The organism is Chryseobacterium sp. HNCC26DJ239, from assembly GCF_057180445.1.
This window is the reverse complement of the sequence record NZ_JBXUGJ010000004.1, coordinates 137,033-152,097: the sequence shown is the minus strand read 5'-3', so window position 1 is coordinate 152,097 and position 15,065 is coordinate 137,033. Positions and strand designations below refer to the sequence as shown.

Below are 15,065 nucleotides of genomic sequence, written 5' to 3'. Positions count from 1 at the left end.
AGCCTTGAGAAACCGAGGCTTTTTTGTTTTCTGATCTTAAAATTATTTTAAATTTGTTTTAAGTTCAATTTTTATGGGAGTTCTTATTTCAATCGCTTTATTTTTTGGCATTGTTGTTTTGGCGATGTACACTTTTGGGTACAGTTATCTTTTTAATGGAATTTCTAAAACCTATTTAAAAGGAAAAACCAGCGCCAATATTGATGATGGTAATTTTTTCACTAAAAATATTATTGAAACTAAAAATCCGCAGCCATGGGAAAAAGCGGTTGAATACAACAAAATAGATTTACCTAAAAATATAGTTGAAGATTTAAAGAATTCCAATACTGCTTCTTTTTTAGTGATAAAAGAAGGGAAACTTTTACACGAACAATATTGGAAAAACTACCATAAAACCTCAGTAACCAATTCTTTTTCGATGGCGAAAGCGGTTACGGTAATGCTTTTAGGAAAAGCTTTGGAAGAAGGTAAAATAAAAGACATCAACGCAAAATTGTCTGATTATTTTGATGAATTTAAATCTAAAAACTTTGGAGAGCATGTGACGCTAAAAAATCTAGCTCAAATGGAATCTGGTTTAGATTGGAACGAAGATTACAAAAATCCGTTATTGCCAAACGCAAAAGCATATTACGGAAAAAGCCTTGTTGATGCTACTTTTAAGAGAGGTTTCAAAGAAAAATCTGGCGAAAGGTTTGAGTATCAAAGTGGTTCTACGCAACTTTTAGGTTTGGCGGTTCGAAAAGCGGTAGGACAAAATTTAGCCAATTATTTATCAGAAAAATTTTGGATTCCTTTGGGAATGGAGCATAATGCATTTTGGAGCACCGACGAATCTGGAATGGAAAAAACATTTTGCTGTATTCATGCTACATCTAGAGATTTTGCTAAACTTGGACAGTTATTTTTAAATGATGGAAAGCACAATGGGCAACAACTGTTAAATCTAGATTTCATCAACGAAATGAAAAATCCAACTCGAAATTCTGAAGAAATTTACGGAATGGGTTTTTGGATTAATTACGACAACCCGATTAAGCATTATTATTTCCTTGGTTTACAAGGTCAGTACATTATCATGATTCCGGAGCACAAAATGGTGATTGTAAGAACAGGAAGTTATAATAATCTCCCTAAAACAGACCGCGGAAGACCAGACCAAGTGAAATTTTTGGTTGAAGAAACGATAAGAACTTTTGCTCTTTAAAGCAATAATAATGTGCACAAACAACCTGTTCTAAATCTAATTTATCATTACATTTGTGTACTTTGTGAAAGAAAATCATTGTGTTCGTTGTGGTTAAGCTGGAACATAATTTTTCATAAAAGATTTTAAATTTTGCAATAAAAAAACACATGAAAAAATTCAATCCTTTGGTGGATCAGTACATCGAGAAATCTCCGGATTTTGCGCAACCTGTTTTAAACCAAATTCGTACAGTTGTTCATGAAGCTTCTGCAGAAATTGAAGAAGCAATTAAATGGAAATTTCCAACTTTTATGTACAAAGGTAAAATTCTTTGTTCAATGGTTTCGTTTAAACAATATTGCAGCATGGGTTTTTGGCTGCATGATGAGATGAAAACCATTAAAGAATTTGAAACCGATGTCGAAAAAACCAACATGTTCAGCTTAGGAAAAATTACTAAAATTGAAGACCTTCCGCCAAAACCATATTTAAAAGCGATGATTTTGGAAGCGATGGAACTTACAGATTTGGGTGTGAAGTACAAGAAAGCTCCTCCTTCTAAAGTAGAAATTGAAGTTCCTGATTATTTTCAAGCAGCTTTAGACCAAAATAATGGAGCAAAAGAGGTTTTTACAAAAGCTTCGCCTTCTTTTAGGAAAGAATATATTACGTGGATTATAGATGCAAAAACAGAAACAACACGCAATAAAAGAATAGACCAAGCTTTGGAATGGATTTCCGAAGGAAAAGGCAGAAATTGGAAATACGAAAAGAAAAAGTAGTTTAAGAGTATTTTCATATTCATTCTGAACTCTCAAAATACTAATTTCAATTTAGAATTAAATACAAAACTTTATTATGAAAAAAAGATTCGAATATAAAACCGTAATTATTGAACCAACAGGTTTTTGGGGTACAAAATATGATCCCGTTGAGATTGATAAAATCTTAAATCAACACGGAAGTGAAGGTTGGGAATTGGTAACCGCAGAAAGCAGAGACTATGGCGGAACTTTTTACGGGGTTATTTATACATTTAAAAGAGAGTTGTAGAGCTAATTATATTTAGTTTTGCAGAATGTTAGAAATTCTTTATCGAGACGAGCATCTTATTGCGATCAATAAACCGAGCGGTTTGTTGGTTCACAAGTCTTTTTATTCAGGGGAAGCAGATACGTACGCGATTCAGGAATTGCGAAAGCAAATTGGGCAAAAAGTTTATCCGGTACATCGTTTAGACAGAAAAACTTCTGGAGTTTTGCTTTTTACCTTAGATAAAGAAACGTTGAAGGTGATGAGTGAGCAATTTGCCAATCGCCAAGTTGAAAAAAAATACATCGCGATTCTTCGAGGTTGGGCAAAAGAAGAAGAAACTATCGATTATGATTTGGTAAACGAAAATGAAGTGAAGCAAAATGCAGTCACTTTTTACCGTCGTTTGCAGATTTCCGAGATTGATTTGCCTTTTTTGAAACATCAAACTTCCAGATATTGTTTGGTTGAAGCCATTCCTGAAACAGGAAGATTTCATCAGCTTAGAAAGCATTTTAAACATATTCTGCATCCAATTTTAGGTTGCCGAAAACATGGTTGCAATAAGCAAAACAAATTGTGGCTCAATGCTTTTGGAATCAATAAAATGACGCTTCATTCGCATCAATTAATTTTTAATCATCCTTTTTCTGGTGAAAAAATTACCGTAAATGCTACCATTGATGAAGGTTTTAAACAAGTTGGAGATGTTTTGGGGTTTGATTTGAATGCGTATTTATAGTTTTGCATTTATTACCCGATGCTTTGTCATCCTGAAAGTATCTGCATAGATTTGAAATTTTATACAAATATTAGGATTTAGATTCTTGCGGAATGACAAATTAGTGCTTATTCGTGAAAATCATTCGTGCAATTTGTGTTTAAAAAATTATCCCACATCAAGAATCCATTAATTTTAAAATGAGTATTTTTGTAAAACTTTTTTTCAATGTATAAATCGCTCATTCGTCCTATTCTTTTCAAATTTGATCCGGAAGATGTACATCACTTTACTTTTTCGGTACTAAAGAATTTCGGATTTCTTACTAAAATATTTTTCCCAAAACCTATTGAAGACAAACGACTTGAAAGAGAAGTTTTCGGGTTGAAATTCAAAAATCCTGTAGGTTTAGCAGCCGGTTTTGATAAGAATGCGGTTCTTTTTAACGAATTGGCAGACCTTGGTTTCGGTTTTGTAGAAATCGGTACGGTTACGCCAAGAGCGCAAGCTGGAAATCCTAGAAAGAGATTGTTTCGTTTGATTGAAGATGGCGGAATTATCAACAGAATGGGTTTCAACAACGATGGTTTGGAAGCTGCGATTGAAAAATTGAAAGGCAACAAAGGAAAAATCATCATCGGCGGAAACATCGGAAAAAATACTGATACAACGCCAGAAAATTACACACAAGATTATCTTGATTGTTTTGAAGGTTTGCATCCACATGTAGATTATTTTGTGCTGAATGTAAGTTGCCCAAACGTTGGAAGCCATGCAAAATTGGAAGATGTAGATTATCTTCGTGAGTTGATTACGGAAGTAAAGAAAATTAACGAATCAAAAACGGTTCAAAAGCCAATTCTTTTAAAAATCGCTCCAGATTTGAACAATAATCAGTTGGATGAAATTATTGAACTAATTGGCGAAACCAAAATCGAGGGAATTGTAGTTTCAAACACCTCTGTAAACAGAGAAGGTTTGAAAACTTCTGCTGAAACTTTAGCAGAAATCGGAAACGGTGGCTTAAGCGGAAAGCCGATTCGTGAGAGAAGTACAAAAATGATTAAATATCTTTCGGATAAAAGCAACAGAGCGTTCCCAATTATCGGAGTGGGAGGAATTCATTCTGCAAAAGATGCGCTGGAAAAACTGGATGCAGGTGCAACTTTGGTGCAATTGTATACTGGTTTTATCTACGAAGGTCCGGAATTGATTAACGATATCAATAACGCGATTTTAACGAGAGCGAGTCGTTTACCGAGATAAAATTTTAGAAATTATATTTGAAAAGCAAAACTCATGAGGTTTTGCTTTTTTTTGATTCTTACTGATTTTTATCTTTATAATTTGCTTAACCTGCGCGAGAAATCAAATAAAAAAATGCGCAATAGTATAAATAATCAATCCCACCAAACCTCCGACTAATGTTCCGTTTACGCGGATGAATTGCAGGTCTTTACCAACTTCCAGTTCTAGTTTTTCGCTCAATTCTTTGCCTTGCCAATTTCCTACGGTCGAGCTTATTAAGCTTCCAAATTGATGCGTGTTTTTCAGAATATATTTGTAAGCCGTCATTCTCACCCAATTGTCGATTTTTGCCTGAAGTTTTTCGTCTGATTTTAGGTTTTGAGAAAACTCATTTAGATTTTTTGAAAGATAATTTTTAAGCGTAGAATTATCGTTTTGAAGCTCGTCCGTTAACGTTTTTTTGATGGAATTCCAAATGTCTGTAGAATATTCAGAGAGTTTATCGTTTTTCAGAAGGTCGTTTTTAATGGTTTTGAATTCTTCATTCCATTTTGGATTTTCCTTTAAATCAGTAGAAAATTCATAAATTTTTCGGGTAATCAAATCACGGATTTCGTGTCTTGGGTTTTCTTCGATTTCTTTGAAAAAATCGGCTAATCCGCTCGCAATTTTGTCTGCGATTTTGTTGTCTACAAAAGATGGGATGAAAGAATAACTACCTTTTTTTACTCTTTCTTGAATAATTTCCTCATTTTCAAGGATATAATATTTTATTTGAGCAGCCAAATTGCTGATGATTTTTTGATGGTCGTTTTTGTCTAAAAGATATTGAACTCCGTTACCGAGAATAGCGTTAAGTTTAATATTATCAGTCATTTCCGAAACTTTTTTGCTGATAAATTCGCTTACTTCAGAGTCGTCTAGTTTGTTCAGAATATCCAAAACGATTTCCGAAAGATTTGCAATTAAAATCTCTTGGTTTTTCTGTTTTGAAAGCCATTCTCCTACAAAATTTGAAATTTTAATTTTCTCAATGTAAGGTCTGATATTTTCTGGAGAAAGGAAATTGTTCACCACAAAATTACCAAGATTGTCGCCCAGTTTTTGTTTGCTGCTTTCAATCAAGTTCGTATGCGGAATTGGCAAACCAAGAGGATGCCTAAAAAGTGCCGTTACCGCAAACCAATCGGCTAAAGCACCCACCATTGCCGCTTCCGAAAATGCACGTACATAACCAATCCAATGCGAGTTGTTAGATTTTTGTAAAATTGTGGTGATGATGAAAAGTGCCGCCATCAGAAGAAATAATCCTGTAGCAAAAGCCTTGTATCTATTGAGTTGTTTTCGTTTTTCGTGGTCATTCATATTCTCAAATTTAGTAAATTTGGTTGTTTGTTTTAACCACAAAAGTCATAAAATAAGAGTTTATAAAAAAAGAAATTCAAAGATTTTCAAAAAGTATTATGTTTTTATTCAACTAAAATTTAGCTAATAAAACTAATGTGTTTAAATCTTTTGTGACTTTTGCGGTAACACACAAAATGTTAATTTAAAATAATTTATGCAAAACGAAGCAAAAAACAATCCATACTATTCTCGATTTTCAAAAGAAAAATTAGATGTTTCTAATGACGATTGGAGGCAAATTTTACCTTCAGATTTGTACGCAATTTCTCGTGAAGCGGCTACAGAAAGACTGTTTACGGGGAAGTATAATGATTTTGACCAATTGGGAGAATATCATTGTGCAGTTTGTGGGAATCATTTGTTCAGAGCGAACCAAAAATTTGTGAGCAGTTGCGGCTGGCCAAGTTTTTTTGAAGCCGATAAAGAAGGTGTATTTTACAAGCGAGACCTTACTCATGGAATGGATAGAGTAGAGGTTTTGTGCCAAAGATGCGACTCTCATTTGGGGCACGTTTTCGATGATGGTCCCGCTCCTACCGGTCTTAGATATTGCATGAATTCGATTAGTCTGGAGTTTGTTCCTGATTCTGAAAATGAGTTATAATTCAGATTTTCAGCGTGTTAAACTTTCTTAAATTGAGTTAAACTTTTGAAATCTTAATGTCTTGATTCTGATGTTTTTATACTTTTGCACGACTCAATTTAATTTAACATAATATTGAATGAAGTTATTGTATAGTGTTTTATGTGTGGTATATGTGATTACCACGTCGTTTTATCTTTCTCCGGGAGAAAAAAAATTAGAGAAAATTAAAACGTATGAAGAAAAGAGAAAAGAGAAGATCATTAATGTAAAATCTAGCGAAAAAAAGAAGGTTTCTTATTCTGAAGAATTGTATCAATCAATTCCTTTTGAAGTGGGACACGAGCTGAATTACGAAGTATTCTCTAAAGCATTTACTGGTTTTGAAAATTTAAAAAAATCTGGTCTACTGAACGAAGACTCACATTTGCTTACTGTTTGCGATTTTTCTATGTCATCCAACGCCAAAAGACTTTGGGTGATCGATCTGAACGATAAGAAAGTGTTGTTTAATTCTTTAGTAGCACACGGAAAAAATACCGGCGAAGAATTTGCCACCAATTTTTCAAACACAGAAAGTTCTTTACAGAGCAGTATGGGATTTTATATTACCGATGCAACTTATAATGGTGATAATGGTTATTCTTTGAAGCTTTTAGGAATGGATAAAGGCTTTAATGATGCGGCTTACAGAAGAGCGATTGTAATGCACGGCGCAGATTATGTAAGTGATGAATTTGCGGCAGCGCACAAAAGAATTGGTAGAAGTTGGGGTTGTCCTGCTGTTCCAAGGTCGCTTATACAGCCAATTATCAATACCATTAAAGGAAGAAATGTACTTTTCATTTATTATCCAGATGAAAACTACCTTTCAAAATCTCAGTGGTTGAAAGTTTCTTAAGAAAAGAAAAGGTTTAAAAACAAAAAAGGTTCAGAAAAATTATCTGAACCTTTTTTTATTATCGTTGAAGATTATTTGTTGAATAATTCTTCTACTTTATCCCAGTTTACAACATCAAAGAAAGCAGAAACGTAGTCTGGTCTTCTGTTTTGGTAGTTTAGGTAATATGCATGTTCCCAAACATCTAATCCTAAAACTGGAGTTCCTTTTACGTCTGCAACAGGCATTAAAGGGTTGTCCTGGTTTGGAGTAGAGCTTACAGAAACAGAACCGTCTTCATTTTTTACCAACCAAGCCCATCCTGAACCGAATCTTGTTTTTGCAGCATCAGAAAAATCATTTTTAAATTTCTCTAAACCACCATAGTTTTCGATAGCAACTTTTACGTTTCCTACTGGTTCTTTGCTTCCTCCAGGAGTAAGGATTTCCCAGAATAAAGAGTGGTTGAAATGTCCACCTCCGTTATTTCTTACTGCCGGTTTGTCAGTTCCAGTTTGGCAGATTTCTTCGATAGTTTTTCCTGCTAATTCAGTTCCTTCGATTGCTTTATTTAAATTATCGATATACGCTTGGTGGTGCTTTGTATGGTGAATTTCCATAGTTCTTGCATCAATAGTTGGCTCTAATGCATCGTACGCATATCCTAATTTTGGTAATTCAAATGACATAATTATTCTTTTTAATGTTATTACCCAAAATTAGCCAATATTTAAGCCACAATCAAAAAAACGACATTACTTTAATAAATCTTTAACATTGATAAATCGACTTGTTTCGATAAAAAAAGCACAAACCATACGATTTGTGCTTTATATATTTTAAAACTAAAAAGTTTATCTGTTCATAGACATCAAAAACTCTTCGTTGCTGATTGTTCCTTTGATGTTTTTGTCTACAAATTCCATTGCTTCTACAGGATTCATTTCAGAAAGGAATTTTCTGAAAATCCACATTCTTTGCGAAGTACTTTCATCTAAAAGAAGGTCGTCACGACGTGTGCTCGAAGCAACAAGGTCAATGGCTGGATAAATTCTTCTGTTGGCAATTTTTCTATCCAACTGAAGTTCCATGTTACCGGTTCCTTTAAATTCTTCAAAGATAACTTCGTCCATTTTAGAACCTGTATCGATTAAAGCAGTTGCGATAATAGTTAAAGAACCTCCACCTTCAATTTTTCTTGCTGCACCGAAGAATCTTTTCGGTTTGTGAAGTGCATTTGCATCAACACCACCCGATAAAACTTTTCCTGAAGCCGGAGTTACGGTATTGTAAGCTCTTGCTAATCTGGTGATTGAGTCTAAAAGAATTACTACATCATGACCACATTCTACCATTCTTTGTGCTTTTGCAAGAACCAAGTTGGCAACTTTTACGTGCTTGTCTGCAGCTTCGTCGAAGGTTGAAGCGATAACTTCCGCATTTACACTTCTTTCCATATCGGTAACTTCTTCCGGACGTTCGTCGATAAGAAGAACCATCATGTAAACTTCTGGATGGTTGGCTGCGATTGAATTGGCGATGTCTTTTAACAACATCGTTTTACCCGTTTTTGGCTGGGCAACAATCATCGCTCTTTGTCCTTTCCCGATAGGTGCAAAAAGGTCAACAATTCTTGTAGAAATTGTAGCTCCCTTACCTGCAAGATTGAATTTTTCTTCAGGGAAAAGCGGTGTTAAATATTCAAACGCAACACGGTCTTTAATGAAAGCCAAGTCGCGGCCGTTTACTTCTGTAGGTCTTAATAGAGAAAAATATTTTTCTCCTTCTTTTGGTAATCTTACGATTCCTTTTACGGTATCACCTGTTTTCAGACCAAAATTTCTAATTTGTGCAGTCGAAACATACACGTCATCCGGAGAAGAAATGTAAGAGAAATCAGACGAACGTAAAAATCCGTAGTTGTCTGGTAAAATTTCAAGAACGCCTTCAATACTTACCATTCCATCAAAGCTGAATTCTTTTTTCGGCTCAGCAACTTCTTCAGTTTTTTCCTGATTTCTGTTTTGGTGTTGATGTTGGTTTTGATTTGGATTTTGGTTGCGTTGTTGGTTTTGCCCTTTAGAATGTTGGTGTTGAGGATTTTTGTTGGGCTTTTCTTCGTTAGAAGAATTGGTTTGAGGAGTTCTTACTTCAGCTGTTGGAGTATTTTCCTCTGTAGTATTTTCTGAGTTTTGCGGCGGATTGTTTGCCGGTGCAACTCTTTTTCTTTTTTTCTTGGCTTGTGCGCTTGTTGTTTCAGGAGTAATTTGTGCTTCAGAAGCTTCAACTTTCACTGATTCTGCCACTTGTGGTGCTTCGGTTTTTACATCTTCAGGTTTTTCCGGAGTAGGATTTTCTGTTTCAGTTTTTTCCGTAACAGGAGCTTTTGGTTTTGCTGCTGGTTTCTTCGGAGCTGCTTTTTTTACAGGCGCTTTTGCAGGTTTTTCTGCAGGTGCTTCTTCTGTAGAGGCAGGAGTTTCAGTGGTATTAAAATAATCTTTAGCCACTTTAGGATTTGAGGCCTGAAAGTCAAGTATCGCAAAGATTTTATCATTATCAGTGCTGTTTCTTGCAACTTTAACGCCTAAATCTCTTAGGATTTTAGTCAACTCCGTTACGGATTTTGACCTTAACGTTTCAATGTTAAACATATTTAAGTAAAAAATGTAATTTATTGTAAGTAAGAAAAGTAAGTCCGGCGACTTTTATTTTCAAAGGGTAATTGTATGATGCAAATCTACACTTATTTTTGAATTGTGCAAAATTTATGTTATTTTTGCCTTGATTTTTAAAATTATGTTACAAAGAATACAGACAATCTGGATGTTATTGGCACTTATAGCGGCAGTTTTTTTATTTATTACCTCGCAAGATGTTGCCGTTTTCGGAGACTTTCCCATCATGAAGGTTGGAACTTCGCTTCTTGTAATCGTTGGAGCGCTGAGTATTTTTAGCTTTAAAGATAGAAAAAGACAGGTTATGCTGAATAACATCAGCATTATCATAAACGCTTTGTTGATTGGCATATTGCTGTATTGGCTACTAAATTTATCCGGAGGAATTGCTTTTCCTGAGAAGGGTATTGAGCCAGTTTTCCCATTCATTGCGATAATTTGTTTGGCTTTAGCTAATATTTTTATCAAGAAAGATGAGAGGCTCGTAAAATCTGTAGACAGACTGCGATAACCAGACAATAATTTTTTGAGTGAGAACAGTTTCTTTTAAGTAAGAAGCTGTTTTTTTATTTCCGTAATGTATTTTTTTTAAATCTTTTTGCATTCTTGCAACAAAATCTGATAACTTGCGACTATTATGTAAAATTATTCTTATGAAAAAAGTAATATATCTAACTTTATCTTTATTTGCAGCCTCAACTTTTGCTCAAGAAATACCTCAAGAAAGAGTTAAAGGCGTAATTTCTACGCTTTCTTCGGATGAAATGAAGGGGAGATTAATTGGAACTCAGGAAAATGAAAGCGCTGCTCATTATATTTCAAAAATCTTTAAAGAAAATAAATTGGAATATTGTGTAGGTGATTCTTACTTGGTACCGTTTCAGTATAAAGGAAAAACAGTTTACAATGTTTGCGGAATAAAAAAAGGAAATTCTGAAAAAATGCTTGGCTTTTCTGGTCATTTTGATCATATTGGAACGAACAGCGAGAAAGGAGACAATATTTATAACGGGGCAGATGATGATGCAAGCGGAATTACTGCTTTGATAGGTATTTCGGATTACTTTAAAAATAAAAAGCCAGAATTTTCAATGGTTTTTATGGCCTTTAATGGAGAAGAGGCTGGTTTGTTGGGTTCTAAAGCAATTTCCGAAGATAAAGGCATGGAAAAAGTAAACAAAAACTTAGTGGCTCTTTTTAATTTCGAAATGATTGCTACAGAATCTGAGTTTGGTAAAGATGCAATGTTTATGACCGGAGACGGTTTTTCTGATCTCGCTAATCTCTTTAATGAATATTCGGAAGGAACCCTTAAGATTTTCCCAGATCCGTACGCAAAACAGCAACTTTTTTATAGAAGCGATAATGTAAGTTTTGCTAAAAAAAATATTGTAGCACATTCTTTTTCTACTGCAGACATGTCTAAAATAAAACATTACCATCAAGTAAATGATGATTTTTCGATTGTAGATATTGAAAATATGACGAGCATGATTAATAATTTTGCTAAAACAGTTGAGAAGATGTCTCCAAAAAAATTCGCACCAAAATATAATTCTACAGTAAAACTAAACTAAAAAACGTCTTTCTTTTTAATTCCTTATTTTTGCAGGATTAATTTACAATTTAAATGAGTTATTATAAACGGGCGATAGATAATATACTTCCGTATAAAAAATCTATTGCAGCAGGTATTTTCTTCAACATTCTTTACGCTCTTTTTAATATTGTTGCCATGCTTTTCTTTATGCCGGTGCTCAATATTCTATTTGATAAAGAAGCAGAAAAGATTAAAACACAGCCAGTGTATGAAGGAATACGTTCTCTTGGCAGCTATCTTAAAGATAGTTTCAATTATTTCATTCAGCAGCTTCAGATAGAAAAAGGTCCAGAATATGTGCTTTTGATAACATGTATCATGTTTATCTCCATGTTTTTTTTGAGAAATATTTTCAGCTATTTTTCTGAATTTTATCTTACCTTTTCAAGAACAGGCGTATCTAGAGATTTCAGAATAAAACTGCATGATAAAATTCTAGATCTTCCAGTTTCTTTCTTTACAAATTCTAGGAAAGGAGATGTTTTTGCAAGAATAACTTCAGACGTTGGCGAGGTAGAATCTAATATTCTCAATAGTCTTATAGATATCATCCGTTCTCCAATCGTTATTATCATTACAATGGGGTATTTATTGTACTCCAATTTTCAGTTAACGATTTTTACCTTAATTGTTTTTCCTATCATGGGAACATTAATTTCGATTATCGGAAAAAGTCTGAAAAAAGATACCGGTGAAGCTCAAAACGAATTAGGAAAAATGTATTCTTTTGTGGATGAAACTTTGGTAGGTTTAAAGATTATTAAAATTTTTGATGCATCCCCACAAATCAAAAAAAGATTTGATGATGTTCTGAATAGAATTCGATTTCTTTCTTTAAGATTATTCAAGAAAAAAGCTTTAGCATCGCCTGTAAGTGAACTTTTAGGTGCAATTACTATAGGAATGATTGTCTATTTTGGAGGAAGATTGGCAATTAAAGGAGAAGGTCTTTCGGGAAGTGAATTTATTACCTATATCGCGCTTTTTTATACAATTCTACAGCCGTTAAAATCTCTTTCTTCAGCAATTTCAAACATTCAGAAAGGAGAAGTTTCTGCGAAGAGAATTTTTGATATTTTGGATGCTGAATATGTAATTAAAGAAGTTGCAGATGCTAAAGAAATTAAAGGTTTTGAAAGCAAAGTAGAATTCAAAAACATTACTTTCGGTTACGAAGACCGTGAGGTTTTAAAAGATTTCTCACTCTCAATTCCGAAAGGAAAAACGGTTGCTTTGGTAGGGCAGAGTGGAAGTGGAAAAAGTACTTTAGCGAACCTTATTACGAGATTTTATGATGTAGACAACGGCGAAGTTTTAGTAGATGGTGAAAACATTAAAAATGTGAAACTTTCTAGCTACAGAAAGCTGTTTGGATTGGTTACGCAAGATAATATTTTGTTTAACGACTCGATTAGAAACAACATTTCTTTAGGCAATCCCAATGCAAGTTTAGAAGAAATTCAAGCAGCTGCAAAAGTGGCAAATGCACACGATTTTATTATGGATTTGCCGAAACAATACGATACAAGTATTGGTGAAGCGGGAGGGAAACTTTCCGGAGGCCAAAAACAAAGAATTTCTATCGCAAGAGCAGTTCTGAAAAACCCTCCAATTATGATTTTGGATGAGGCAACTTCAGCTCTCGACACAGAATCTGAAAGATTTGTACAAGATGCTCTAGAAAATATGATGCAAAATCGTACTTCTTTGGTGATAGCGCACAGACTTTCAACCATTCAAAAAGCAGATTGGATTGTCGTGATGGAAAAAGGTAAAATTATCGAGCAAGGAACACACCACGAATTGATTGCCAAAAAAGGCATGTACAACAAATTGGTGGAGCTGCAAAACTTCGAATAATTAACTTCAATTATATAAAAAAACAGCGCTATTTCGGTTGAAGTAGTGCTATTTTTTGTTGTGTGGGGTTTATTGTTGAGTTTTCTGGCGTAATGAAAACCAAGTTATTATACACTTTCGTTGATACGAAACCGTTCAGCCGTGTCTGTTGCCAATACGAATTTATGTGCCATCATTTTTCATTTTCTGTTTCGTGTTCAGTTGTTATTTGTGTTTGTCGTTTCAGTTGTGCCGACATAATTAGTCCAAGAATGAAACCACTAAAAAGTCCGCCAATATGTGCTGCGTTGTCAATACCACCAGTAAAACCCATAAGCAAATTGAAGCCAACAAATACAAGTGTACTTGCTAAAAATGCTTTCCCAAAGTCTGGTGGAAAAACCTTTAAAAGTAGTGTTGCTAAAAAGAAACCATAAAGTCCAAAAATTGCACCTGATGCTCCAACGCTAACAGTAGCGTCATACCACCAAATACTAGCAATGCTCGCCAAAATTCCTATGGTCAAATAAATGAGCAAATATTTTGTTTTGCCTAAAAGAGGCTCAAGGAAAATCCCAACAAATAAGAGTCCGTACATATTTGCTAAAATGTGCATTAATCCACCATGCATAAATGTATTTGTCAAAAGTCGCCACCATTGTCCATTTGTTGTTACTGGTTTATAGTTTGCGCCCCAATTCAACAAGTCGTCACCTTTGAATGATACAAAACCAAAACCTGCAATTACCATTGCAATAAAAATAAGTAAGTTTATATTTATCAAAATTGGCGTGATGTAAAACTCTTTTTTTGGAATGAAGAATTCAAACATTTCTTTAATTTCTGTATCATTCTCTACTTTTCCACTTTTAAATTTTTTTAATTGACTTTCTTGAAATTTTGGAAATAAAAGAAAAATAAAATATGCTAAAAGTCCAATAGCAAGTGAGCCAAATGTCCATTCAAGTTTCTTACCATTTCTATTTTCAAAAGGTTCGGTTTGCGCTTCAAAAACTATTTGTTGATTTCCTTTTACGGTTTCAGATTTTTCTATTGCTTTATTAAATTCATCATGGTTTTCCGTATTACCAATTACCTCTAAATATTTGAAGTTGCTAAAATCAGTTTCTTCAAATTCTTTTTGTTTTTGTTCGGCAAAAACTTTGTATTTGGCATCTTTTTCTTGGTCAGAAAGGCTGTTACTAATTCTTTCACTATATCTTTTGCCTAACCAAAATTTGCAGTCAGTTTTTGAGGTGTCATTTATGCTTTCAAAAATAGGCATAGCAACGTAAATAAGCATATTGAAATCAGTATTGTTTTTTCCTGATACTGATGCTGTGTTACGAACTGCAATTCTTTGTTTGTCTATAAAGTATTTTTTAAGTGAGTAGTATTTTGTCTTTTCGTTTTTTTCAATTTGCGAAACATTTTCAACTTGTGTAAGTTTCCCTGTTGCAGTAATTAAATATTCTTGTGCAATTATTGTTGGAATTGCTATTGCCAAACAAGCTAGAAACTGAAAACCAAAAGAAGTATTATCATTTTTGAAATGCAAAAGCTTTATTCTTGGTCGTAACCAAATTAAAATTGGTATAAATGGTAGTCCAAAAGGGAACCAAAATTTAATAATATCTTCTTTAAGTGGTATTCCTGCTTTTATGAACAATACCCAATGCAAAAAGGAATATGTTAAAATAAAACCGATTGCTATTAGTACAAACGGTTTGTAAATCAATCTAATTTTGTCTGAAAGCCCTTTCATATTTTCTGTCGTTATATTTGTAGCGGTGTCGTCCTATAATGGTACAAAATGCTCAGATTGCCGCATAGTGTAAAGCGTTCGTTTGAACTGTCAAACAATATTAATCAAAAATAAGTAATAATT

The 15,065-nt window shown here is 33.9% G+C and carries 14 protein-coding genes; 10 read left to right on the top strand and 4 right to left on the bottom strand.

The window, feature by feature from the left end; all coding sequences use genetic code 11:
- Positions 1-73 precede the first annotated feature (73 nt).
- The 5 genes from AC2A1D_RS09825 (at position 74) to AC2A1D_RS09805 (ending at position 4,211) form a co-directional block, all read left to right on the top strand.
- The gene (locus AC2A1D_RS09825) at positions 74-1,210 is read left to right on the top strand and encodes a serine hydrolase domain-containing protein (protein ID WP_484043466.1); all 1,137 of its coding nucleotides are present in this window, start codon (positions 74-76) and stop codon (positions 1,208-1,210) included.
- Positions 1,211-1,359: 149 nt separating this feature from the next.
- Complete coding sequence (locus AC2A1D_RS09820) at positions 1,360-1,974, top strand: YdeI/OmpD-associated family protein (RefSeq protein ID WP_484043465.1); 615 nt, start codon at positions 1,360-1,362, stop codon at positions 1,972-1,974.
- A 76-nt stretch (positions 1,975-2,050) separates the two neighbouring features.
- Complete coding sequence (locus AC2A1D_RS09815) at positions 2,051-2,245, top strand: DUF4177 domain-containing protein (RefSeq protein ID WP_484043464.1); 195 nt, start codon at positions 2,051-2,053, stop codon at positions 2,243-2,245.
- Between the two features lie 25 nt (positions 2,246-2,270).
- Positions 2,271-2,966, top strand: a complete 696-nt coding sequence (locus AC2A1D_RS09810) for a pseudouridine synthase (RefSeq protein WP_484043463.1) — start codon at positions 2,271-2,273, stop codon at positions 2,964-2,966.
- A 207-nt stretch (positions 2,967-3,173) separates the two neighbouring features.
- Positions 3,174-4,211 carry a quinone-dependent dihydroorotate dehydrogenase gene (locus AC2A1D_RS09805; protein WP_484043462.1) on the top strand — a complete coding sequence of 346 codons (1,038 nt, stop codon included), beginning with the start codon at positions 3,174-3,176 and terminating at the stop codon, positions 4,209-4,211.
- A 102-nt stretch (positions 4,212-4,313) separates the two neighbouring features.
- On the opposite strand, the gene AC2A1D_RS09800 is transcribed toward AC2A1D_RS09805, so the two are convergent.
- Positions 4,314-5,558: a DUF445 domain-containing protein gene (locus AC2A1D_RS09800; protein ID WP_484043461.1), complete on the bottom strand. Its 1,245-nt coding sequence runs from the start codon at positions 5,556-5,558 to the stop codon at positions 4,314-4,316.
- A gap of 196 nt (positions 5,559-5,754) precedes the next feature.
- On the opposite strand from AC2A1D_RS09800, the gene msrB reads away from it, so the two are divergent.
- Both msrB and AC2A1D_RS09790 read left to right on the top strand, forming a co-directional pair.
- Complete coding sequence (gene msrB / locus AC2A1D_RS09795) at positions 5,755-6,204, top strand: peptide-methionine (R)-S-oxide reductase MsrB (protein ID WP_484043460.1); 450 nt, start codon at positions 5,755-5,757, stop codon at positions 6,202-6,204.
- 118 nt (positions 6,205-6,322) lie between these two features.
- Positions 6,323-7,084 carry a murein L,D-transpeptidase catalytic domain family protein gene (locus AC2A1D_RS09790; RefSeq protein WP_484043459.1) on the top strand — a complete coding sequence of 254 codons (762 nt, stop codon included), beginning with the start codon at positions 6,323-6,325 and terminating at the stop codon, positions 7,082-7,084.
- A gap of 71 nt (positions 7,085-7,155) precedes the next feature.
- Here AC2A1D_RS09790 and AC2A1D_RS09785 read toward each other — a convergent pair whose 3' ends face one another.
- Positions 7,156-7,752, bottom strand: coding sequence for a superoxide dismutase (locus AC2A1D_RS09785; protein ID WP_484043458.1), 597 nt, complete (start codon positions 7,750-7,752; stop codon positions 7,156-7,158).
- A 165-nt stretch (positions 7,753-7,917) separates the two neighbouring features.
- On the bottom strand, positions 7,918-9,714 hold the full coding sequence (rho, locus tag AC2A1D_RS09780; RefSeq protein ID WP_484043457.1) for a transcription termination factor Rho: 1,797 nt from the start codon (positions 9,712-9,714) through the stop codon (positions 7,918-7,920).
- A 145-nt stretch (positions 9,715-9,859) separates the two neighbouring features.
- Here rho and AC2A1D_RS09775 point away from each other — a divergent pair, with 145 nt between their 5' ends.
- The 3 genes from AC2A1D_RS09775 (at position 9,860) to AC2A1D_RS09765 (ending at position 13,198) form a co-directional block, all read left to right on the top strand.
- Positions 9,860-10,249 carry a DUF4293 family protein gene (locus AC2A1D_RS09775; RefSeq protein WP_484043456.1) on the top strand — a complete coding sequence of 130 codons (390 nt, stop codon included), beginning with the start codon at positions 9,860-9,862 and terminating at the stop codon, positions 10,247-10,249.
- Between the two features lie 142 nt (positions 10,250-10,391).
- Entirely contained in the window at positions 10,392-11,315 is a 924-nt protein-coding gene (locus tag AC2A1D_RS09770) for a M28 family metallopeptidase (RefSeq protein WP_484043455.1), read from the top strand.
- Between the two features lie 53 nt (positions 11,316-11,368).
- A complete protein-coding gene (locus AC2A1D_RS09765; protein WP_484043454.1) occupies positions 11,369-13,198 on the top strand; it encodes an ABC transporter ATP-binding protein in 1,830 nt (609 codons plus the stop codon).
- 172 nt (positions 13,199-13,370) lie between these two features.
- On the opposite strand, the gene AC2A1D_RS09760 is transcribed toward AC2A1D_RS09765, so the two are convergent.
- Positions 13,371-14,942, bottom strand: a complete 1,572-nt coding sequence (locus AC2A1D_RS09760; RefSeq protein WP_484043453.1) for a rhomboid family intramembrane serine protease — start codon at positions 14,940-14,942, stop codon at positions 13,371-13,373.
- Between the last annotated feature and the right edge of the window lie 123 nt (positions 14,943-15,065).